General features: G+C 50.5%; 20 protein-coding genes and 1 pseudogene. 9 read left to right on the top strand and 12 right to left on the bottom strand.

Going from position 1 to position 20,764, the window contains the following annotated elements; all coding sequences use genetic code 11:
- Positions 1-84: 84 nt before the first annotated feature.
- From KNV97_RS03615 to kduD, 4 genes are read right to left on the bottom strand one after another with little or no spacing between them, the layout of a single operon-like run.
- Positions 85-720 (bottom strand): RpiB/LacA/LacB family sugar-phosphate isomerase, encoded by a 636-nt coding sequence (locus KNV97_RS03615; RefSeq protein WP_218561541.1) that lies wholly within the window; start codon positions 718-720, stop codon positions 85-87.
- 50 nt (positions 721-770) lie between these two features.
- Positions 771-1,094 (bottom strand): cupin domain-containing protein, encoded by a 324-nt coding sequence (locus KNV97_RS03610; RefSeq protein ID WP_020328932.1) that lies wholly within the window; start codon positions 1,092-1,094, stop codon positions 771-773.
- Positions 1,095-1,108: 14 nt separating this feature from the next.
- Positions 1,109-1,630, bottom strand: coding sequence for a YgjV family protein (locus KNV97_RS03605; protein ID WP_218561540.1), 522 nt, complete (start codon positions 1,628-1,630; stop codon positions 1,109-1,111).
- A gap of 22 nt (positions 1,631-1,652) precedes the next feature.
- Positions 1,653-2,414, bottom strand: a complete 762-nt coding sequence (gene kduD, locus KNV97_RS03600; protein WP_218561539.1) for a 2-dehydro-3-deoxy-D-gluconate 5-dehydrogenase KduD — start codon at positions 2,412-2,414, stop codon at positions 1,653-1,655.
- Positions 2,415-2,674: 260 nt separating this feature from the next.
- Between kduD and kdgR the strand changes: the two genes are divergently transcribed.
- The 4 genes from kdgR (at position 2,675) to KNV97_RS03580 (ending at position 6,904) form a co-directional block, all read left to right on the top strand.
- Positions 2,675-3,457, top strand: coding sequence for a DNA-binding transcriptional regulator KdgR (kdgR, locus tag KNV97_RS03595; RefSeq protein WP_218561538.1), 783 nt, complete (start codon positions 2,675-2,677; stop codon positions 3,455-3,457).
- An 82-nt stretch (positions 3,458-3,539) separates the two neighbouring features.
- Positions 3,540-5,414 carry a putative nucleotidyltransferase substrate binding domain-containing protein gene (locus KNV97_RS03590; protein WP_218561537.1) on the top strand — a complete coding sequence of 625 codons (1,875 nt, stop codon included), beginning with the start codon at positions 3,540-3,542 and terminating at the stop codon, positions 5,412-5,414.
- A 4-nt stretch (positions 5,415-5,418) separates the two neighbouring features.
- Positions 5,419-6,144: an exonuclease domain-containing protein gene (locus KNV97_RS03585; protein ID WP_218561536.1), complete on the top strand. Its 726-nt coding sequence runs from the start codon at positions 5,419-5,421 to the stop codon at positions 6,142-6,144.
- Between the two features lie 151 nt (positions 6,145-6,295).
- Positions 6,296-6,904 (top strand): 2OG-Fe(II) oxygenase, encoded by a 609-nt coding sequence (locus KNV97_RS03580; RefSeq protein ID WP_136483797.1) that lies wholly within the window; start codon positions 6,296-6,298, stop codon positions 6,902-6,904.
- Positions 6,905-7,089: 185 nt separating this feature from the next.
- Here KNV97_RS03580 and speG read toward each other — a convergent pair whose 3' ends face one another.
- From speG to KNV97_RS03565, 3 genes and pseudogenes are all read right to left on the bottom strand, one after another.
- Entirely contained in the window at positions 7,090-7,620 is a 531-nt protein-coding gene (gene speG / locus KNV97_RS03575) for a spermidine N1-acetyltransferase (RefSeq protein ID WP_136483798.1), read from the bottom strand.
- Between the two features lie 105 nt (positions 7,621-7,725).
- Positions 7,726-8,121 carry a DUF2391 family protein gene (locus tag KNV97_RS03570; protein WP_136483799.1) on the bottom strand — a complete coding sequence of 132 codons (396 nt, stop codon included), beginning with the start codon at positions 8,119-8,121 and terminating at the stop codon, positions 7,726-7,728.
- A gap of 203 nt (positions 8,122-8,324) precedes the next feature.
- A pseudogene (locus tag KNV97_RS03565) lies at positions 8,325-9,786 on the bottom strand (aminotransferase-like domain-containing protein).
- Between the two features lie 114 nt (positions 9,787-9,900).
- Here KNV97_RS03565 and KNV97_RS03560 point away from each other — a divergent pair.
- Entirely contained in the window at positions 9,901-10,806 is a 906-nt protein-coding gene (locus KNV97_RS03560; RefSeq protein WP_218561534.1) for a DMT family transporter, read from the top strand.
- A 123-nt stretch (positions 10,807-10,929) separates the two neighbouring features.
- Here KNV97_RS03560 and malK read toward each other — a convergent pair whose 3' ends face one another.
- Positions 10,930-12,051 (bottom strand): maltose/maltodextrin ABC transporter ATP-binding protein MalK, encoded by a 1,122-nt coding sequence (gene malK, locus KNV97_RS03555; protein WP_218561533.1) that lies wholly within the window; start codon positions 12,049-12,051, stop codon positions 10,930-10,932.
- 731 nt (positions 12,052-12,782) lie between these two features.
- Between malK and malE the strand changes: the two genes are divergently transcribed.
- The 3 genes from malE to malG all read left to right on the top strand — a co-directional run bounded on the left by malE (position 12,783) and on the right by malG (position 16,515).
- The gene (gene malE / locus KNV97_RS03550) at positions 12,783-13,964 is read left to right on the top strand and encodes a maltose/maltodextrin ABC transporter substrate-binding protein MalE (RefSeq protein ID WP_136483803.1); all 1,182 of its coding nucleotides are present in this window, start codon (positions 12,783-12,785) and stop codon (positions 13,962-13,964) included.
- Between the two features lie 73 nt (positions 13,965-14,037).
- Positions 14,038-15,612 carry a maltose ABC transporter permease MalF gene (gene malF, locus KNV97_RS03545; RefSeq protein ID WP_218561532.1) on the top strand — a complete coding sequence of 525 codons (1,575 nt, stop codon included), beginning with the start codon at positions 14,038-14,040 and terminating at the stop codon, positions 15,610-15,612.
- 12 nt (positions 15,613-15,624) lie between these two features.
- Positions 15,625-16,515, top strand: a complete 891-nt coding sequence (gene malG, locus KNV97_RS03540; protein ID WP_136483805.1) for a maltose ABC transporter permease MalG — start codon at positions 15,625-15,627, stop codon at positions 16,513-16,515.
- A gap of 151 nt (positions 16,516-16,666) precedes the next feature.
- Here the strand turns inward: malG and KNV97_RS03535 are convergent, their stop codons facing one another.
- The 3 genes from KNV97_RS03535 to KNV97_RS03525 all read right to left on the bottom strand — a co-directional run bounded on the left by KNV97_RS03535 (position 16,667) and on the right by KNV97_RS03525 (position 18,700).
- Positions 16,667-16,918 carry a hypothetical protein gene (locus tag KNV97_RS03535; RefSeq protein WP_218561531.1) on the bottom strand — a complete coding sequence of 84 codons (252 nt, stop codon included), beginning with the start codon at positions 16,916-16,918 and terminating at the stop codon, positions 16,667-16,669.
- 174 nt (positions 16,919-17,092) lie between these two features.
- The gene (locus KNV97_RS03530; RefSeq protein ID WP_136483807.1) at positions 17,093-17,584 is read right to left on the bottom strand and encodes an acyl-CoA thioesterase; all 492 of its coding nucleotides are present in this window, start codon (positions 17,582-17,584) and stop codon (positions 17,093-17,095) included.
- A gap of 204 nt (positions 17,585-17,788) precedes the next feature.
- The gene (locus KNV97_RS03525; RefSeq protein ID WP_218561530.1) at positions 17,789-18,700 is read right to left on the bottom strand and encodes a DMT family transporter; all 912 of its coding nucleotides are present in this window, start codon (positions 18,698-18,700) and stop codon (positions 17,789-17,791) included.
- A gap of 214 nt (positions 18,701-18,914) precedes the next feature.
- Between KNV97_RS03525 and KNV97_RS03520 the strand changes: the two genes are divergently transcribed.
- Positions 18,915-19,703, top strand: a complete 789-nt coding sequence (locus KNV97_RS03520; RefSeq protein WP_136483809.1) for an AraC family transcriptional regulator — start codon at positions 18,915-18,917, stop codon at positions 19,701-19,703.
- A 75-nt stretch (positions 19,704-19,778) separates the two neighbouring features.
- Here the strand turns inward: KNV97_RS03520 and KNV97_RS03515 are convergent, their stop codons facing one another.
- Positions 19,779-20,693, bottom strand: coding sequence for a M14 family metallopeptidase (locus KNV97_RS03515; protein ID WP_218561529.1), 915 nt, complete (start codon positions 20,691-20,693; stop codon positions 19,779-19,781).
- Between the last annotated feature and the right edge of the window lie 71 nt (positions 20,694-20,764).

The raw sequence follows: 20,764 nt of genomic DNA, 5'->3' as shown, positions 1-20,764 counted from the left end.
ACTATTATGCTATCGGTTGAATAAAAAAAGCCAGCGCGAAGGCTGGCTTTATGATGAGTTCCCGATAAATAAGTAAAGCAGTGCTTAGTCGAGCAGAGACTGTACGTATTCTGCGATTTCCGGCACCTGACAGTGGCTGAAGAAACACTCTTGGAAGCGTGCGCCGCCCACAGCCGTTTTCACCAGTTCCTGATCGATAGCGCGCAGTGCTTCGACGACGTCTTTGGCGACCGCGAATTTCACCTGAGTCAGAATGCCAGCATTGCGCTGTTGAGGTTCAGCACGTTCGATTGGGTAACCCTGACCCCGCTCGCCAGTGAACGCTTTTTCAAAAATGTAACGAACGTTCAGTTCACCTGCCCAGCCAAAGCCTTTCGCAAAAGCCAGAGACAGCGCGTTACCGTTGTTGATTTGGTTAAACAGGAACGCATCTGAAGGCTCCAGGCAGTAGCCACAGATTACACCCGGATGGAGGTTCAGCGACATCATTGCGCCCTGACCGGTACCACAGCCTGCCACAACAAAATCGGCCGCTTTTGAGTTCAGCAGAATGCTGGCCATGATGCCTAGGTGGATGTAAGTCAGGTGATGGTCGTTTTCATCAGACATACCAACGTTGAAAACGTCGTGGCCCAGCGGTGCCGCTACGGTGTTCAGTTCGTTCAGAACCATTGCGTTTTTGCCAGCTTGGCTGTTTTCCATCATCAGTGCGATTTTCATAGAGTTTCTCCTGCGGTTTACCCGCAACAATCAGTTAAAAAGCAAATTCGTTATTGAATGAAATCTTTGCGCATTGGGGTGAAGTTATCGAGCAACACCCCAGCTTTGAGACAAACGCAGCCGTGCATCACGTTAGGCTCTTTGTATAGCGCATCGCCGGCTTTGACGATTTTGGTTTCATCGCCAATGGTAAATTCGAATTCACCCGACAGCACATACGTCAGCTGTTCATGCGGGTGGCTGTGCATCGGGCCAATCGCGCCTTGCTCAAAATGCACTTCAACGCTCATGATGTTGTCACTGTAGGCGAGGATTTTGCGAGAAACGCCAGCGCCGAGATCTTCCAGTTTTACATCTTGGTTATAGACAAACATGATGCCCTCTTTGTTTACAGTGCCTGACTGGCCAGCGCGCGTTTTTGTTCACGCAGCATGCGGAAAATGGTCAGGCTGTTAACGGTAATCACAGTCAGCTCCAGCAAGGTGCCGCCAATTGAGCCAACCAGAATATTGTTGGTCAGCCAGCAGCAGGCACCAACCAGAAACGCAATGCGCATTTGAATGCCGCGCAACATGAAGATAGCAAATGTACCAATCATGGTGCCAATCACTGGCCACAGATCCCACCAATGGTCGGCAATGTAAAGGCCTAATCCCGCTCCCGCGAGCAGGAATATCGCCGCCACATATTTCGACGAGGTGTAGATGGAACTGGCTGTGCGCATGGCCGACAGGGCCGCGCTAAGCGCAGAGACTGCCGAACCAAGCAAAATAAAGTGGAGAAGATGATTGAGATTGAAGGCGAACATTACGATCTTCAGCCGCTGGTCGTTTTTCTGGTAGAAAGTGGAGATTCCTAAACCAAAGCTGACAAACCCTAATGCCTGAGCCAGTGATAAATCTGCAATCATCTTCTCGTATGCTTCCTAGTAATTAACGGGCTAACCAGCCGCCATCAACCGCTACAGTGTAACCGTTGATGTAGTCTGATGCTTTCGACGCCAGGAAGACCACTGGGCCTGCCAGGTCTTCCGGTGTACCCCAACGACCCGCCGGAATGCGATCCAGAATCTCTTTGCTGCGATCTTCATCAGCTCGCAGCGCGGCGGTGTTGTTGGTTGCCATGTAACCCGGTGCAATCGCGTTCACGTTGACGTTGTGTTGTGCCCACTCGTTGGCCATCAGGCGAGTAATGCCCATGACACCGCTCTTTGATGCGGTGTAAGAGGGGACGCGGATACCACCTTGGTAAGAGAGCATGGACGCTACGTTGATGATCTTGCCGCCTTCGCCTTGTGCAATGAACTGTTTCGCCACCGCTTGAGACATGAAGAACACTGACTTGATGTTGATGTTCATTACGTCATCCCAGTCTTTTTCGCTGAATTCAATCGCGTCATTACGACGGATGATACCAGCGTTGTTCACCAGAATATCAATACGGCCCAGTTCAGTCACTGCACGGTCGATGATGGATGGAATGTCGTCCAGAACCATCAGATTAGCGCGGATATCAACGAACTTACGTCCGGTTTCTGCTATTTTCGCAATAGTTTCAGTCGGCTCAACAATGTTTACACCCACGATGTCACAACCTGCTTTAGCCAGGCCGAGTGCCATACCCTGACCAAGACCAGTGTCACAACCCGTGACGATAGCGACTTTGCCTTCCAGGTTAAATGAATCAAGAATCATAACGTTTTCCTCAGTGGTAGCTGGTTTTTGAGTGGCGGCGAGTTGGCCATCTCAGTTTGTATGTCTGTATCGTGGATCAAAAAGAAACCAAAGGCAATTATTTTTGAAAAGGTGTTTTAAAAATAATGATTGAGATCTTCTTTTTTGATAATGGAATGTTTGCGCGGTTTCAAAAATTTGAAAAGGCTTTTTAAAATTTGTGGTACGCAAAAAGTGAGCGGTTATAATAGGCGCTAACAAGTAAACACAAAGGTTCTATAATGGAAAAGTCAACTCAACCGGAAGCGGTATCTTCGGTTCTGAAAGTCTTTAGCATTCTTCAGGCCCTGGGTGAGCAGAAAGAAATCGGTGTTTCGGAACTGTCTCAACGTCTAATGATGTCTAAAGCCACGACCTATCGTTTCCTGCAAACCATGAAATCCATGGGCTTTGTCGCTCAGGAAGGGGAAGCAGATAAATATAAGCTAACCCTGAAATTGTTTGAGCTGGGCGCAAAATCCCTTGAGTACGTCGATCTGATTGATTTAGCGGACAAAGAGATGCGTTATATCTCTGAAAAAACCAACGAGGCGCTGCACTTAGGTTCTCTGGATGAAAACGCTATCATCTACATTCACAAAATAGATTCTGGCTACAATTTGCGCATGCAGTCACGCATTGGTCGTCGTAACCCGCTGTATAGTACTGCGATTGGTAAAGTGCTTCTGGCAGAGCGCGATGAGCAGTTTGTACGAGATACCTTGCAAGATGTAGAGTTCATCAAACATACTGAACGTACTCTGGAAAATGTCGAGCAACTGCTGGAAGAGCTGGCGCGAGTTCGCACTCAACACTTTGCGGAAGACAATGAAGAACAAGAGCCAGGTTTGCGTTGTATCGCCGCACCCGTCTATGATCGCTTTGGTCATGTGATTGCGGGCCTGTCGATGTCGCTGCCAACCATCCGTTTTGATGAACAACGTATGGGCTACTACGTGGATTTGTTGCAAACCGCAGGTCGCAATATCTCGCTTCAGCTTGGTTATAACCATTATCCGGCTTAGGTGAAAAATGAGCAGCCGTCTGGCTGCTTTTTTTAGTATCATTTTTCGTATTGAAACAGCGTTTTGAAATTAGGATGGCGGTATGGGCTCATCATTAACCCCTAATATTTATGACTTTCTTATCAAGCTCGATCCGTTTGATAAGTTGTCCTCCGAGATTGTTGAATCGCTCGCGAATCATGTCAAAGTGCGCTACCTGGCGAAAGGCGAAAAAATAGAGTTCAGCGCATTGTGCCAAGAGCGATATCTCTACATCATTCGCACCGGGGCGATTGAGCAGCGTAGGCGCGACGGTCAGTTGCGTGCTCGTTTGGGAGAAGAGGATCAGTTTGGTTTCACTTTCCTCGCGCCGCTTCAGAATGCCGAAGATGGCTATCAGGCTGAAGCGATTCAGGACTCACTGCTTTATCTGGTGCCGCACACAGACGTGCAGACCGTTTGCCTAGAGCATCCGGAATTTGCTAATTACTTCGCATCCCATGCGCAACTGCGCTTGACGTCCGCAGTCAATGATGCGGCTGGGCGAGAAGAGGACAAAGGGCTGTTTTTCCGCCGTGTGGGGGAAATTGCCAGCGAAAACATCGCGATTGTCGATGTGAACACGCCGATTCAGGACGTGGCGCAAACCATGTGTGGTGAAGAGCGCAGCCGCAGCTCGTGCGCGGTGGTGATGCGCGATGGTGAAATTGTCGGTGTGGTCACTGATCGAGATATGACCAGCGGTGTCGTGGCGACTGGAATTGGTATTCATGAGCCAATCAGTATGGTGATGACTCAGAATCCGCAACTGATTCAGGCCGATGACAAAGTGATTCAGGCCATTTCCATCATGCTGCAATACAACATTCGTTGCCTGCCGGTGGTGCAGGGGAAAGAGGTAGTCGGTTTACTTACCACGTCACATCTGGTTCACAATCATCGTACGCAAGCCCTGTTCCTTATTGAAAAAATCAAATATGCCAGTTCAGTGAATACGCTGGCCGCACTTAACGTGGAAAAGCAGTCGATCTTTGAATCGCTGGTGGAAAGCGGCGTGAGTGCAGAAATTCAGGGGAGGGTGATGTCGATGATCATGGACGCGTTTACCCGCCGCCTGTTGCAGATCAACGAGGAACTCCTTGGGCCGCCGCCGTGTGATTATGCTTGGGTAGTGGCGGGTTCGCATGCCCGTAATGAAGTGCATATGTTGTCGGATCAGGACAGCGCTTTAGTGTTGGCGCATGATGCTAAGCCGGAAGATATGCTGTATTTCACCCATCTGTCTATGCGCGTATGCAATGGGCTGGCGGCTTGCGGGTATCCTCTGTGTGACGGCAAATATATGGCCGCGTCACCGAAATGGTGCCAGCCAATTCAGGTATGGAAAGAGTATTACCGTAAATGGGTATCAAGCCCGGAGTACAACAAACTACTCAGCATTAGTGTGTTTCTGGAAGTACGTTCGATTTACGGCAACAGTGAATTGGTGGAGGATCTACAACAGCATCTGCATCAGTGTATTCAGAACAGCCAGAATTTCTTGCCTGCTCTGGTTCGCGACGCGATCGATACGCAGCCGCCGCTGGGGATTTTCAATAATCTGGTGCTGGAGAAAGGCGGCGATAACAGCAACACGCTCAATATCAAAAAATATGCGCTGAACCTGATTATCGACCTGGCGCGGATATTCAGTCTGGCGGCTGGCGGTTCAATGACCGGCACCGAAGAGCGTTTTCGCTTCGCGGCTCAGCAGGGCACGATGTCCGAAGACAGCTGTCAGAACATTATCGGCGCCTACAAATTCATTACTCAGGTTCGCTTTCAGCATCAGTTGCAGGCTCTGCGTGAAGGCAAAGAACCGAACAACCATATTTCACCGGACTCTTTCAGCAGCTTTGAGCGCAAACACCTGAAAGATGCCTTTAAAATCATCAGTGAGCTACAGGACGTAGCCAAACTCAGGTTTGTAAAAGGATAAAACGATGCTTAATGCATTGAAACGCCGCTTTGGCGGCGGCTACCACAAGATGGTGAAACAGCATCAGCGACTGGCCGCCCGCCGCGATTGGCCTACAGGGCTCGAACACTATTTCAGTCAGGCACTGCCAAGCCTGGAAGCCTTGGTGTATCAGATGGATATGGTGGCGTTTGATTTTGAAACGTCAGGAGTCAACGCCAGTCAGGATCAGATCCTGAGCATTGGCTGGGTGGGAATCACGATGGATCATATTGATGTCGCCGCCAGTGAAGAGCTGTTCGTTCGGCATCCCGAGTTTGTGACGGCGGACTCTGCGGTAATCAATCACATCACTCCCGACGTGTTGTCACAGGGCGTCACGCTGGATGACGCGATGGATCAGTTGTTCAATCAACTGGCCGGGAAAATCGCACTGGTACACGGCGCCTGCATTGAACGGGCATTTGTGGCGCAGTACATGCGCGAGCGCTTCGGTGTCGAGCATTTTCCTTGCGTGTGGATTGATACGCTGCACATCGAAAAGCAGATGACCTATGCGGGTAAAACGGCGCCGGGCACCAGCTTTCAGCTCAATGATGTTCGTCGACGTTACGCATTGCCACAATATAGTTCGCACTCTGCGACCATTGATGCATTGGCTACTGCCGAGCTCTTCACTGCTCAGATAAAATCGTTGTTTAAAGGCCATTCTCCTAGGGTTGCTAAATTGGCGGCACCGCTTTTTCTTTAAACTTCGCTTGTTGTCCGATTCGACTTCGTCAGCTTAATGCTTAAACCATTGCGCATCGACAAATTATATTGTCCGTTTGGATAAAAACTTAGATTTGTCGCCCTTGGGTTATCCTTATATAACGCCTTTTTTCAAACAGATATGTAGAAAAATGGCATTAGAAACCTTATTGGATGCAATTGCTGAGCAGGGCTGGTACGTGTGGGATGATTTTCTTTCCCTGGAGCAGGTACAGAGCCTGAGAGAGTGCGTACCTCAAGATTGGTACCGTGCCCGTATTGGCCGCAATGATGATCTGCTGCAAGCCAAGGCTATTCGCAGTGATCGTATTCAGTGGTTGAATTCGGAGATGGGACTGCCGGTGCAGGATTACCTGACACGCATGGAGCAGATCCGTTGCGAGGTGAACCGCGATTTCTTCATGGGCCTGTTTGAGTATGAATCCCACTTTGCCCAGTATCAGGTCGGCGACTTTTACAAAAAGCATCTCGATGCGTTTCGCGGCCAGGAAAACCGCAAACTGACCACAGTGTTCTACCTCAATGAGAACTGGACCGAAGCCGATGGCGGCGAACTGAAAATCTACGATATGGATGATCAGTTAATCGACACCGTTGCGCCGGTCGCCGGACGTCTGGTGGTGTTCCTGTCAGAAAATTTCCCGCATGAAGTGCTGCCTGCCAAAGCGGAGCGCATGAGTATTGCCGGTTGGTTCCGCACCAACGGCGTGACAGAGAGTCGTTTCGATATTGCCCATTGATATCAGGCCACCGTCTAAGTCGCTGAGTAACGCGATGGCCCGATGATAGCCCGTTTTATACCAACCGCGCCGCTGTTTGCTGGCGCGGTTTTTATTTGGGCTTATGATAATGTTTTAGGCGAAAAGTCGCTTGGCTAGGAGGCGTTTTGAAGATGGTGGCCTCATTTCCCTGAATTGCCCTTGGCTCAGCTTTGCGCTGAGAGTTTGCTCAGATAGTCATTTTGCAGAATATACATGCGTTTGACGTCACGATAGGCGCCGTTGATGAAGAATTCTTCCACCAGATGGCCCTCTTCTTTAAATCCACATGACTGATACAAATGCACCGCTTTTTCGTTATCGATCGCGACATGCAGATACACTTTATGCAGGTTGAGAATGGTAAAGGAGTAGTCGAGTGCTTTATGAATTAACGTGCGGGCGAAGCCACGGCCCTGATGCTGCGGGGTGATGATAATCTGAAATTCACCACTGCGATGGATATAGTCAATTTCAATCAACTCGACCAGACCCACCAGTTCCTTTTGTTCATTTTCTACCACAAAGCGGCGTTCGGCGTTGTCGTGGATGTGCTTGTTGTACAACTCTTCCAGTTCATCGAACGACTCATACGGCTCTTCAAACCAGTATGACATAATATTGCGGTTGTTGTTGAGATCGTGAATGAAACGCAAATCACTGCGTTCAAGCGCTCTGAGAGTGAGTTGGATGTTCATATGAGGTCCTGATTTATTCGCTTGTATTGCAAGGAATCTTATAAGGTTTTGAATATAGTCCGCTTTTGTTGCAAAACGACGGTAGTAAAACAATGGGTTCGGTGATTATTCTTTGTCAAAACTGTCAACGATAATAGCACCCATCGATGCGGGCATGGCGATGACGACAATACGTTTAAGTGAAATTAGCGGTTCGTCGAGGAGCGGCAATTTGTCGAGTGCGAGCAGGACAAAACCCACCACCAACGCGGTTATCGCATAGGCGATGACAATACGCAGCAAAAAAGCGGGTATCCGACGCTGCACATTGCGCTGGAAGACACTTTCATAGGCAAATACGCCGAGAAAACCCAGAGACAGCGTCAGTAACAGCAGCAGGTTGGGCAGCGGGAGCGACGTTCCAAGTTGCCAGGCTTCTTCTGAAAAGGAAATGGGCACCGCCAGAGCAAAGGCACCGACGCATACCTGACTGGCGTCTTCCATGTTAAAACTCATTTTCATACTTACACCTCATGATTGGGCCGGCTGTGAGCGGCAACCGATATCCTCAAGCATAATCGATTATCGGTTGAGACAAATTCACGCGCAGAGACAATTTAATGTGCTGCGATAGCTGTATGCTCACAGACAACTGTATGCGCTGAAACCACTTTACGTGCTGGTCACGCAATTAGCGAGCTTCTTAGCTCTGTTGGGTCAATCGTTTAGCTCTGATTATGTTGGCCCGCTAATGTTTTACCACTGCTGCGGGTGAGCTGCTGCACTATTATCTCAGCCAGTATCTGCAGACTTTTTTTGCCAGCGCGTTTCATCTTCCAGATTGGAAACACTAAAGCGGATACATTGGGTAAATTGTCCCTGATTAGCGAACAAGTGCCCGGGTAGCAGGCTGATTTTCTGACTCAGGCAGTGTTGATAGACCTGCTGGGTATCGACCTCTGCCGGCAGCGTCAGCCAGCACAGGAAAGAGCCCTGCGGACGTGACAGGTGGTAGCGGCCATTGAGCTCCGGATGTGAGTTAAATGCCTGAGAGAGCATCTGGGCGAATCGGAGTTGCCGGCTCTGATACAGGCGTCGCATGCGCGTCAGATGAGTGCGGTATCTGCCGGTCGAGAGAAAAGCCGCGACCGCCGACTGGATCAAATTGAGACTGCCCATATTTTCGCTCAGCAGGACTTTCTCGATCTGATTCATATAGCGTCCGGCGATAATCCAGCCGATACGCAGTCTCGAATCGAGCGTTTTCGATAACGAACTGATGTAAATCACCCGTTCCTGCTGATCCAAACTCTTCAGGCTCGGTAGCGCCTGTGCAAATCCCAGGCTGCCAAACACGTCGTCTTCGATAATGGGAATTGATTCAGTGACATCCAGCAGCGCCTGGCGATGAGCCAGCGGCATCAGCGCTCCGGTCGGATTGTTAAAATTCGGCGTGACCATGACAGCCTTGATGCGCCAGCGGCTGATGGCTTGTTTGAGCGCTTCGATATCCATCCCTGTGGTGAGCTGACTTGGGATTTCGACCACCTTTAGCCCCAGTGACTCAAGCAGCAGTAGGGTGCCAAAATAGCAGGGGGATTCAACGGCGACAATATCGCCGGGTTGGGTCAGGGCGCGAAAAGCCAGGCTTAATGCCTGCTGGCCGCCGTTGGTAATGGCGATATCACGCAATCTTGCATCAATACCGAGATCGCGGCAGATTTTGCGTATCTGGTTCACCAGTTGATCATTGCCCGGAGGCAGTTGATAGTGACTGGGAATATGGGTTTGCATCCGGCTGTGGCGGCCGATTTCAGCATACAAACTGCGAATAGCCGGTGAATCCGTACAAGGATGGGCGGAGCCTGCCGGCATATTATGCTTGATCACAGGCGCAGCCAGAATAGATTTAGACATCGACAGTAAATCAACCCGGCTTGGCTCACTGGCCTGATTATCCAGACTGGATTTACGTTCAGCGACACGATATCCCGAGCGGGGCAGAGAGTAAATCCAGCCCTGAGCTTCCAGAACCTGATAAGCGCGAATGACGGTATTCTTACCCACCTGATGCTGGGTCATTAAGCCCCGTATCGAGGGCAGTTTTTCGTCGGGCTGAAACAGGCCGCCTTCAATGGCGCGGCGTATTGCCAGCTCGATATCCTGATATTTAAACTCTTCGCTCATTCTGGCTGCCTAGGTTAACACTGTACCCATTAATTCTACATCAACTGTGCCTTTTTTGTCATTCTGTGCCTAATTAGAATGGCGCCACAATAATTAGACTGCCAGAGAAATACTATGCTCATCAAAATGATTCCTTTTCTGTTCGTAATACTCTGGGCATCCGGCTTTGTCGGGGCCCGTTTCGGTCTTGAATATGCCGAGCCGATGACCTTTCTCAGTCTGCGGATGGTGCTAAATGTGGTGCTGTTTGCGCTACTGATCATGCTGCTCAAACGCCGTATCCCGACTGGCCGTCAGTTCTGGCACTCCTGTGTATCGGGGCTGTTTATCCATGGTTTGTATCTGGGGGGCACCTTTCAGGCGATTCACTGGGGGATCCCGGCGGGCTTAGCCTCACTGCTGGTCGGTAGCCAACCGATATTTACTGCGCTGATCCTGCTGCTGATGGGCAGTGAGCGGCTTAATCTCGCTCAGTGGCTCGGGCTTGCCTTGGGTTTTGCCGGCATCAGTTGTGTGCTGATGGGTAATATTGAGTGGCAGTCGGACGCACACAAATGGGCAGCCATTGGTATGTGTGTGGTTTCTTTGATCGGTATTACGGTCGGTACGCTGTATCAGAAGAAGTTATGTCAGGGTGTTGATTTGCTCGGCGGTGCCTTGGTGCAATATGTGGCTGCGGTTGCGCTGCTGTTGCCTGCTGCGATGCAGTTTGAAACCATGCAGGTGGAATGGACCCCGACATTCATTATGACGCTCGGCTGGCTGGTGGTGGTGCTGTCATGCATTGCGATTTTGCTGCTGCTGTATATGGTTGAACATGGCGCATCATCTAGTGTTGCGTCGGTGTTTTACCTGGTACCGCCGACCACTGCAATTCAGGCCTGGATTTGCTTTGGGGAATCTTTTGATCGGTTGGGGGCGCTGGGCTTTGTACTGGCCGCTGTGGCGGTTTATCTGGTGGTGAAAAAGCCGGTGTTGCGACGTAGCAGAATGCCGCAACCCGCGGAAAGTGTCAGCTAGCGCAGCATGACGGAAATGAAAAAGCCCGTTCATTGATTTGAACGGGCTTTTGCGGTCAGAGGTAATAAACATCTGAGGTTATAACCATATGAGGCGAAGGATATTAGTCCTGCCTGACAGAGATTAGTTGTTGAATTCGACGCCCTTCTCTTTAAACAAGCGGCGACACGCGCGGCCATCACTATGGAACAGATGGCAACGATGGGCCGGAATACCAATTGCCAGGCTATCGCCGACCTCAATGTCCAGGGTGTCAGGCTGACGATAGATGATATCTGAATCTGAGCCTTTAACGTTCATGTAGGCCTGGGTTTCGTTGCCCAGTTTTTCCACGATCATCACCTTTCCTTCTATTTGAGCATCACCTCGCTGCGCTTCCAGCAGGTGCTCAGGACGTACGCCCAGCGACATACGTTCACCGACCGTGACTGTCGTGCCATCAACCGGGATCCAGAAGGCGAAGCCGTTTGACAGCCGAACTTTAACCCGCTCTTTTTCCGCTTCGTCAATAGTGACACTCATGAAGTTCATCTTTGGTGAACCGATAAAACCGGCCACAAAACGATTCTGTGGGTAGTGGTAAAGCTCGAGTGGTTTACCGACCTGAGACACAAAACCGGCGTCCAGTACTACGATTTTATCAGCCATGGTCATGGCTTCGACCTGATCGTGGGTGACGTAAATCATGGTGCAGCCTAATTTGCGCTGCAGCTTAGTAATTTCGGAGCGCATCTGTACCCGCAGCGCAGCATCGAGGTTAGAAAGCGGCTCATCGAGCAGGAAAACATTGGGTTGGGAGACCAGAGTCCGGCCAATGGCGACACGCTGACGCTGGCCGCCCGATAAGGCCTTTGGCTGACGATCCAGCAGATGGCTCAATTGCAGGATATCGGCTGCGTGTTCAACGCGTTTACTGATCTCGGCTTTGTCGGCTTTGGCCAGTTTGAGGCCAAATGACATGTTGTCGTGCAAATTCAAGTGCGGATAGAGGGCGTAAGACTGAAATACCATGCCGACCCCGCGTTTGGAAGGTTCGACATCATTCATGCGTTGCTCACCAATAAACAGATCACCAGAGGTAATGTCTTCCAGTCCGGCAATACAACGCAGCAGGGTGGATTTACCACAGCCTGACGGACCGACGAAGACGACAAATTCGCCTTCCTGGATTTCCAGATCCACATTCTTGGAAATCATCACATCGCCATAAGCTTTACACACGTTTTTTAAGCTGACACTCGCCATCTAGCTCGTCCTCGGATCAAGATTTTTAATGATTACCGCCTCTGTAAGTAGATTCTCAGCAAATTTTGCCGCAGGCAGTAAAAGTAGGGATATATTGAGGTGACTCCTCGGCCTTGTGTGGCCGGGACTCTGCGTCTTAACGCGCAACCTCTTATTTTATCAGATAAGAATAACAGGTAAGAAAAGAAAGGGTGATGTCTTCAAACAAAGGGTTTGAAGAAACCATCACCCGTCAAAGCCAAGAGCCTGTTTGCTTCCCCCCGCTGCAGCGTGCGTCTCCCCCGTACAATAATGACCACGAACGCGTCGACTGCAGCAGCAAATGAGCCCGGCAATGCAAGCCAGTATTAAGGTTCAATACCGAAAAAGATTCTTACCATCCACTCTTTGGATGGGATTAGTTTCCTTGAAGCTGCCCAGCAGCACATCCTCCTAAACTTATTTTTTGCGGGGGAGTAGGTAAGGATGAGGTGGAGGAGGGGCTGGAATGGCCTGAGAGATCCAGTTCAAATTATTGACGGGTCTGAACATGAAGTAGATCACAAAGGGGCATTTTTTTGTGATTGTTCTCTCTAACAGGCAACGATTCGGATCACGAAAATAAGCCATAATACCAGGGGCGTAGGGAGTAGGAGGATGAGATGAGCCCGTTTTTTTCTGATGATATGTGGCGAAATACGGCGAAACCTCACCGGTAAGCCCTACAACATAAATAAAACAAGGATATGAACATGAAAAACGCCCTAAGCACTGTAGCGCTCAGCACTCTGGTCGCTCTTGGTTCGTTTGGCGCACACGCTGCCATCCAGGAAGGACAACTGACTATCTGGATTAACGGTGACAAAGGTTACAACGGTCTGGCTGAAGTTGGTAAAAAGTTTGAACAAGAAACTGGTATTAAAGTCACTGTTGCGCATCCGGATGGTCTGCAGGACAAATTCCCACAGACAGCGGCAACGGGTGATGGTCCCGATATCGTATTCTGGGCACATGATCGTTTCGGTGGTTACGCGGAAGCGGGTCTGCTGACGGAGATCAAACCGTCACAAGCGATCAAAGACGGTATTGTTGATTTCGCCTGGGATGCCGTGAAGTATCAAGGTAAGCTGATCGGTTACCCGGTAGCGGTTGAGTCGCTGTCACTGATTTACAATAAAGATCTGGTCCCTAATCCGCCAAAAAGTTGGGAAGAAGTGGCCGCGCTGGATGCTCAGCTGAAGAAAAACGGTAAATCAGCCATCATGTGGAACCTGAAAGAACCGTATTTTACCTGGCCTCTGATGGCTGCTGATGGTGGCTATGCATTTAAATACACTTCTTCTGGCTACGATGTAAAAGACGCAGGTATCGACAAGCAAGGCGTCAAAGATGCGATGAATTTTGTTAAAGGTCTGGTTGATAAAGGCGTGATTTCGGCCGATATGGACTACTCTGTATCTGAAGCGGAATTTAACAAAGGCAATACGGCCATGACCATCAATGGTCCGTGGTCATGGGGCAATATTGACAAGTCAGGTATCAACTACGGTGTGACCACTCTGCCTAAATTCAATGGCCAGTCTTCTAAACCGTTCGTTGGTGTGCTGACCGCTGGTATCAGTACTGCATCACCAAACAAAGATCTGGCGGTTGAGTTTATCGAAAACTACCTGCTGACTAATGAAGGTCTGCGCGCGGTCAATAACGATAAGCCACTGGGTGCGGTTGCTCTGAGTTCATTCCAGCGTGAACTGGATTCGGATCAGCGTATTGCTGCGACCATGGATAACGCGATGAACGGCGAGATCATGCCAAACATCCCACAAATGAATGCGTTCTGGGGCGCAGCTAAGAACGCAATCATCAACGTGGTTGATGGCCGTCAGACTGTTGATGCAGCCCTTGCGGATGCTGAAAAACAGATGACGAAGTAATCCCAGATTCACCTTTTAAGGAGGGGGCAACTCCTCCTTACTTTCCAGTTTTATTTCGCTAGCAGGTTGTTCTATGCAGTCAATCCAAGGTACAGAGGCTATGTCAGCATCCGCAATGACACCACCGACCAATAACAATCGCACCATCATTAAGTGGAGTGTATTAGCCGCCGTTGGTCTCGTGAATGGATATGCAACAGTTTTGATGTATTCCCGTGGTGAGCTCGCTTTTGCATTGCTGACCATTATTCTTACTGCTCTGGCACTTTACATCTTTGGCAGTAAAAAGACTTACGCCCATCGTTATATTTACCCGGGTATCGCCGGAATGATCTTATTCATTCTGTTTCCGTTAGCCTATACGGTCAATCTGGCGTTTACCAATTACAGTGCCAAAAACCAACTTTCTTTTGATCGAGCCCAGTCGGTACTGATGGACCGCACGTTTCAGAGTGGAGCGAGCTATCCGTTTTCGCTGCTTAGCACCGAACAAGGTTACCGCATCACCATTCAGGATGGTGAAACTCAGTACGCCACTCCGGTGTTTAGTCTCGATGCGAGCGGGCAGTCGTTAGCGCTGACTCCGGTCCAGGATGTGACGGGCGATAAAGAGGCGATTAAAACCATCATCAGTCACCGTGATGCTCTCGGGGCGTTGAATCTGACGCTGCCGGATGGCAACGCGATTCGCATGAGCGGACTGCGTAAATTCGCCGCTGTGGCGCCGCTTTACACCCTGCAGGATGATGGCGAAACGCTAATCAATAACCAGAACGGAGAGATGCTGCGACCGAATCTGGAGGTCGGTTTCTACCAACCGGTTAACGAGCAGGGGCAGTTTGTCGGCAGTACGGTGTCACCTGGTTTTATTGTTTCAATCGGTACCCATAACTTTGAACGGGTTTGGAAAGACGAAGGCATCAAAGAGCCATTTATCAGTATCTTTATCTGGACTGTGCTGTTCTCTGTGCTGACCGTGATCTTTACTCTGGTGATTGGTCTGGTGCTGGCGAGTGTGGTGCAGTGGGAAGAGCTCAAAGGCCGCGCTTTTTATCGTGTGCTGTTAATTCTGCCTTATGCAGTACCGGCGTTCATTTCGATTCTGATTTTTAAAGGTCTGTTCAACCAGAGCTTTGGTGAAATCAATATGGTGCTGCAAGGTCTGTTTGGCCTCAGTCCGGCCTGGTTCTCGGATCCGTTCCTAGCGAAATGCATGGTGTTGATCGTCAATACCTGGCTGGGTTTCCCCTACATGATGATTTTATGTATGGGCTTGCTGAAAGCGATTCCGGATGACTTGTACGAAGCTTCAGCTATCGATGGCGCGAACTTCGTGCACAACTTTACCAAGATCACGTTGCCATTGATGATTAAGCCGCTCACACCGCTGCTTATTGCCAGCTTTGCTTTTAACTTCAATAACTTTGTTATGATTCAGCTGTTGACGGCGGGCGGTCCGAACATGATAGGTACCTCTGAGCCAGCTGGTTACACCGACCTCTTGGTGAGCTATACCTACCGCATTGCATTCGAAGGTGCCGGTGGCCAGGACTTTGGTCTGGCGAGCGCGATTGCGACGCTGATCTTCCTGCTGGTGGGAGCGCTTGCGCTGCTTAACCTGCGTTTTACTAAAGTCAGCCAGAATTAAGGAGCGACACTTATGGCTATGGTACAAGGAACATCGCTCAAATACCGTGTGTGGGCGACACATATTGCGCTGTGGGCGTTTCTGGCGCTGATCATCTTTCCGTTGCTGATGGTGGTGGCTATCTCATTCCGCGAAGGTAATTTTGCGACCGGTAGCATCATTCCGGAAAATCCGTCCCTGGAGCACTGGAAACTGGCACTCGGTTTCTCGGTCACTAACGCAGATGGCAGTGTGACACCGCCTCCTTTTCCGGTTCTGACCTGGTTGTGGAACTCGGTTAAAATCGCGGCGGTTTCATCGGTGCTGATTGTCTGCTTATCGACCACTTCAGCCTACGCGTTTGCCCGCATGCGCTTTAAAGGCAAAGAGACCATTCTGAAAGCGATGATGATCTTCCAGATGTTCCCGGCTGTGCTGGCTCTGGTCGCGATATATGCGCTGTTTGATAAGCTTGGCCAGTACATCCCGTTTTTGGGCCTCAATACCCATGGTGGCTTGATCTTCTCCTATCTGGGGGGGATCGCACTGCATGTCTGGACTATCAAGGGCTATTTTGAAACCATCGATAACTCGCTGGAAGAAGCGGCTGCACTGGATGGTGCAACTCCTTGGCAGGCATTCCGTTTGGTGCTGCTGCCATTGTCAGTGCCAATTCTGGCGGTGGTGTTTATCCTCTCCTTCATCATGGTGGTGGGGGAAGTACCGGTGGCTTCGCTGCTGCTGTCGGATGTCGATAAGTACACATTGGCGGTAGGGATGCAGCAATATCTGTATCCGCAAAATTACCTGTGGGGTGATTTTGCCGCGGCCGCAGTGTTATCGGCTTTGCCAATTACCGCTGTTTTCCTGCTGGCGCAGCGCTGGCTGGTGGGTGGCCTGACGGCTGGTGGTGTGAAAGGTTAGCATCACGACAAGCGATAGGATTGACCTGTCAAAACGGTACAATTGAACTGTAAACAATAGGCCCGGGCATTGCTCGGGCCTATTTACTGTGTGCGATTGAAACGATGGAAGATCACTCTTCGTTGCAAGGCGACAACGATAATGGGTCAAATCACAGCTCGCGACTGGATGGCGCGCACCCGATATAACGCAGCAGCACGTACAGGCTCTCCTGCTGCAGAGCCACTTTACGAAACAGATCGGCAAAGGTTTCATCTCCGCCAAAGCAGGCCTGAATGTAATGATTAATCTCTAACGGGGGATAGCCTTCCACGTACATGGTCCGTACCCACTGGTATTCAACCGATCTAGTATCAGACAGGGTGTTCTCACTGAGGGTGATATCACTGAGGGTTAACGACATCTATTGCTCTCTGCTTGTGCCAATAGGCAGGCATACCTTTGCCAGCTAATGAAGTAGTAAAGCAAAGAAAAATGAAGGTTAGATGACAAGGCTGAATAAAATTAGCCAGATACGTTGTCAGCTCACCTGATGTCGTATCTGGACTATTTCTGATTGGGTGGATTTGTGCGAGATTTAGCGGGCTTTGAGATATTTAACGTGCGCTTCCATCTCTTCGCCGATTTCAGTACGCATATTCATCAGGCGGATGGCCGATTGACGCAGTGCGATGTCTTCATCGGTGGTCGGGATCCACTCCGGAACCGGCGTTGGTTTACCGTTTTCATCCACGGCGACCATAATCACAATGCAGTGTGTGGTGAGATGATTGTTGAGTTCTTTCGGATCCGTGGCCTGGACATCAATCGCAATGTGCATTGAGGTTTTACCGGTATAAATGACCTTAGCGCTGACTTCCACCAGGTTGCCGACCAGAATCGGTGCCACGAAACGAATACCGCCGGCGTAGGCGGTGATACAGTATTTTCCGCTCCACGCTGCGGAGCAGGCGTATGCAGCTAGGTCGATCCATTTCATCACGGCGCCGCCGTGTACTTTACCGCCAAAGTTTACATCTCCGGGCTCTGCTAGAAAGCGCAGAGTTATATCTCGTTTGCCACTGCTCATCGGCTCTTCCTTTATGATTTGAACGCGTCTTTGCCACATTGTGCGCAAGACTTCATGCACGCATGTCTAACTAATAACGAATCTGTAACCTTTGCGCAATGTTTTGTTTTTGTTTGCTCTGTGTTGGCAATAAAAAACGCGCCTCAATGCGCGTTTTTATCAAATTCCGAGTCCGGCCAGCGGGTTATACTGTCGGTGAGCTGTTTAAGGTCGTGGTGAGGTAAGCGGTAAGGCAGTGGCTGGCGGAGTGCTGCGCAGCGGACGCTTGATCTGAGCCAGAATCACCCCGCTCAGCACCATGAGACCGCCCAGCAGATGATAGACGTGGATCTGTTCATCCAGCAACCCTGCTGCCAGCGCTACCGACACCACAGGCAGCAGGTTCATAAATATAGCGGTCGAGTCAGCTCCGAGCACGTCGATGGCTTTGACCCACATCCATGGCGCCAGTAAGGAGGCGGCAATACCTGCGTAGGCGATCAATGGCAACGACTCTTGCGGTGGTAGTAAGTGCTCGCTGGTCAGCCAGAGTGGTGCCAGCATGACCACCGCCAGAGAGCCTTGCAGGTAGATCAGTGTCCAGTTGCTGAATGGCATTTTCCAGCGCTTAAGCAGCACGCAGTACAGGGCGTAGACCGCCGCCGACAGGACCATCAGACCGTCACCTTGGGTGATATCCTGATCGATAAAAAACAGCAGGTCACCCTGGCCAAGCATAAATGCCAACCCGGCCAGCGATAGCACGGCACCGACGATACTCAGTGCAGAGAGACGTTTACCCAGCAGCGGCACACTGAAGAAGATACTCAGCAGAGGGATCAGTGAAGTGATTAATGACATATTTGAAGCGCTGGTGGTGAGACCGGCGTAGTAACCAAGCGATTGGTTTAGCGCCATGCCCAGCAGCGACAGGAACGCGAGTTTAGCCAGGTAAGGACGAATAATCGTCCATTGCCGAAGTACACCGGGCAAGCAGAGCGGAGTCAGAATCACCATCGCCAGCAGCCAGCGGTAAAAGCTCATGGCACTGGGTTCGATAATGTGGGAGGCCAGTTTATTGACCAGGGTGTTGGCCCCCCAAATCAGTACTGTAAACATAGGTAAGAGATAGATCATGTCAGCCTCAACGTTCTGAAGTAAATCGATAAAGACAATGTATGAATTACGATTGCGTGCTGCTACCGAATTGATGTGACACCTGCTGACCTGGCTAGCCAACGACCCTGATGCCAGGTGATGTCGATATCAAGTAGTATTGGCGTTAAGTGTGACAGGTCTATATAATTATATATATCTTCAAAAAGACATCGCGAGCGATAGGAAGACAACTTTGAGAAAACGCGCCAGAAACCTTCACCCCTCTTTGTCGATTGAGCAGGCACCCTCCGATGTATTTATGAATTTTGAAGCCTTTCTGTCCAACACAGAAACCCGTGAGCACAGTCATGCCTGGGGCCAGGTGCAACTGATATCTGGTGGTATTCTGGAGATGGAAGCGCAGGACACCCGTTTTCTCGCACCACCTCATCTGGCGATTTGGGTTCCGGCGGGTATCCGGCATAAAAGTTTTAACCGTAAGCCAATCGAGTACTGTTCGCTCAACATTGCTGCCGATATGACCACGGCGTTTCCGAGCCGGACCTGCTTAATCAAAGTCACCCCGATCGTGTCAGCGATTATTGATGATTTTCGTCGCCGCCAGATAAGCGTGGCAGAATCACTGCAGGATAAACGTCTGGTTCAGGTGCTGCTCGATCAACTGGCGACTCAGGAAAGCCAGCACCATTTTCTGCCATCAAGTAATAATAAGTATTTGGCACCCATCCTGGCGGCCGTGGAAGAGAGCCCCACCGATGACACCAGCCTGCAGCAGTGGGCGGAAAAAGTCCATGCAACGGAACGCACACTGGCACGCCATTGTCAGGCTGAATTGGGTATGAGCTTTACCGAGTGGCGTCTGCGGGTCCGTTATCTGTATTCCATGGAATTGCTGCGCAGCGGTCATTCGGTCAAAGAAGTCGCACTGACTTTAGGCTACAACCAGGCCAGTCCGTTTATCTCGATGTTTAAAAAATACTCCGGGCAGACCCCGGAGCAATACAAAAACCGCCTGCTTTAGGACCGATGATGGAGAGTGTCGACCAGTGTTATCCGTGGCACGCCATTATCCGCGGCGTGCTATGCACCATGCTTATCACTGGGCTAGCACGTACTCCAGCGCGCCGACCACCGCCGCGACCTGCGCGTCATTGCATTCCTGAGCAGTCACCTGCGGGCTGTCTGGATAGACTTCGGTGGTTGAAGTGTACGTACAATCGGTGACGCCGCCACACAAGCCCAGTTTTTTCATCGGATAGAGAATCACGCCTTCCTGAACCGCATCGGAGCCAATCAGCTGGCCGTTCTCGTCGCTTGGTGCAATGTGGGTCACCTTGCGCACCGCCTCGATGATAGCCGTCTGCAAGGCCAGTTGCGGTTTATCGCTGTCGCCGACCGTGTAGAAGCCGTCCGGAATCGAGCCGGCGACATAGGCAATACCATCACGTGCGGCCAGTGCCGGGCGGAACTCGCTTTCATCCGTGTCGGTGGTTTCGTGCAGATCAATATGCAGCAAAATATCTGGCAGTTCAGCCACCAGTGCCATCAACGCGGCAGACTCTTCCGCCGGGCTGCCCGGATAGAACGAACGGTTCGGATCGAGCGCATTCGGGTTCCAGCGATTGATGGTCTCATAACCCCAAGGGCTGACACATGGCGCTACCACGAGATTGACCTCGCTTTCAAAGCGGCTCGCCTCTGTGGCCAGAAACTGCAGCGCACCATGCACGCCGCTGGTTTCGTAGCCGTGCACACCGCCAGTGATCAGTACCGTTGGTTTGTCATCCTGCCAGGCGCGGGTTTTCACACACCACAGCGGATAGCGCGCTGGATCATAAGAGAGCGCGCCATACTGAACCACATCAAACCGAGCGCGTAAGGCTTCGATTTCAGGTATTACCAGCTGCTGATATTCGCGTTTGATACTGGTTTGAGCACGCCAGGTCTGGCGTTCTTCATCACCCCATTTCTGACCTGGGGTTCCGATTGGATAAGTGTAAGCACTGTGCATAACTTTCCCTGTGACTAAGGAGAAAAAACCAAGAGTAATCCCAGTTATCTGCTGAGACAAGTAGCGGGCGT

It is taken from the genome of Vibrio ostreae (genome assembly GCF_019226825.1).
Taxonomy (GTDB): Bacteria; Pseudomonadota; Gammaproteobacteria; order Enterobacterales; family Vibrionaceae; genus Vibrio; species Vibrio ostreae.
This window is presented reverse-complemented; position numbering and strand designations above follow the sequence as displayed.

Bases quoted from the DNA above. Each gene is read 5' to 3' on its own strand.
- KNV97_RS03615 (WP_218561541.1), bottom strand. From the start codon at position 720: ATGAAAATCGCACTGATGATGGAAAACAGCCAAGCTGGCAAAAACGCA.
- KNV97_RS03610 (WP_020328932.1), bottom strand. From the start codon at position 1,094: ATGTTTGTCTATAACCAAGATGTAAAACTGGAAGATCTCGGCGCTGGC.
- KNV97_RS03605 (WP_218561540.1), bottom strand. From the start codon at position 1,630: ATGATTGCAGATTTATCACTGGCTCAGGCATTAGGGTTTGTCAGCTTT.
- kduD (WP_218561539.1), bottom strand. From the start codon at position 2,414: ATGATTCTTGATTCATTTAACCTGGAAGGCAAAGTCGCTATCGTCACG.
- kdgR (WP_218561538.1), top strand. From the start codon at position 2,675: ATGGAAAAGTCAACTCAACCGGAAGCGGTATCTTCGGTTCTGAAAGTC.
- KNV97_RS03590 (WP_218561537.1), top strand. From the start codon at position 3,540: ATGGGCTCATCATTAACCCCTAATATTTATGACTTTCTTATCAAGCTC.
- KNV97_RS03585 (WP_218561536.1), top strand. From the start codon at position 5,419: ATGCTTAATGCATTGAAACGCCGCTTTGGCGGCGGCTACCACAAGATG.
- KNV97_RS03580 (WP_136483797.1), top strand. From the start codon at position 6,296: ATGGCATTAGAAACCTTATTGGATGCAATTGCTGAGCAGGGCTGGTAC.
- speG (WP_136483798.1), bottom strand. From the start codon at position 7,620: ATGAACATCCAACTCACTCTCAGAGCGCTTGAACGCAGTGATTTGCGT.
- KNV97_RS03570 (WP_136483799.1), bottom strand. From the start codon at position 8,121: ATGAAAATGAGTTTTAACATGGAAGACGCCAGTCAGGTATGCGTCGGT.
- KNV97_RS03560 (WP_218561534.1), top strand. From the start codon at position 9,901: ATGCTCATCAAAATGATTCCTTTTCTGTTCGTAATACTCTGGGCATCC.
- malK (WP_218561533.1), bottom strand. From the start codon at position 12,051: ATGGCGAGTGTCAGCTTAAAAAACGTGTGTAAAGCTTATGGCGATGTG.
- malE (WP_136483803.1), top strand. From the start codon at position 12,783: ATGAAAAACGCCCTAAGCACTGTAGCGCTCAGCACTCTGGTCGCTCTT.
- malF (WP_218561532.1), top strand. From the start codon at position 14,038: ATGCAGTCAATCCAAGGTACAGAGGCTATGTCAGCATCCGCAATGACA.
- malG (WP_136483805.1), top strand. From the start codon at position 15,625: ATGGCTATGGTACAAGGAACATCGCTCAAATACCGTGTGTGGGCGACA.
- KNV97_RS03535 (WP_218561531.1), bottom strand. From the start codon at position 16,918: ATGTCGTTAACCCTCAGTGATATCACCCTCAGTGAGAACACCCTGTCT.
- KNV97_RS03530 (WP_136483807.1), bottom strand. From the start codon at position 17,584: ATGAGCAGTGGCAAACGAGATATAACTCTGCGCTTTCTAGCAGAGCCC.
- KNV97_RS03525 (WP_218561530.1), bottom strand. From the start codon at position 18,700: ATGATCTATCTCTTACCTATGTTTACAGTACTGATTTGGGGGGCCAAC.
- KNV97_RS03515 (WP_218561529.1), bottom strand. From the start codon at position 20,693: ATGCACAGTGCTTACACTTATCCAATCGGAACCCCAGGTCAGAAATGG.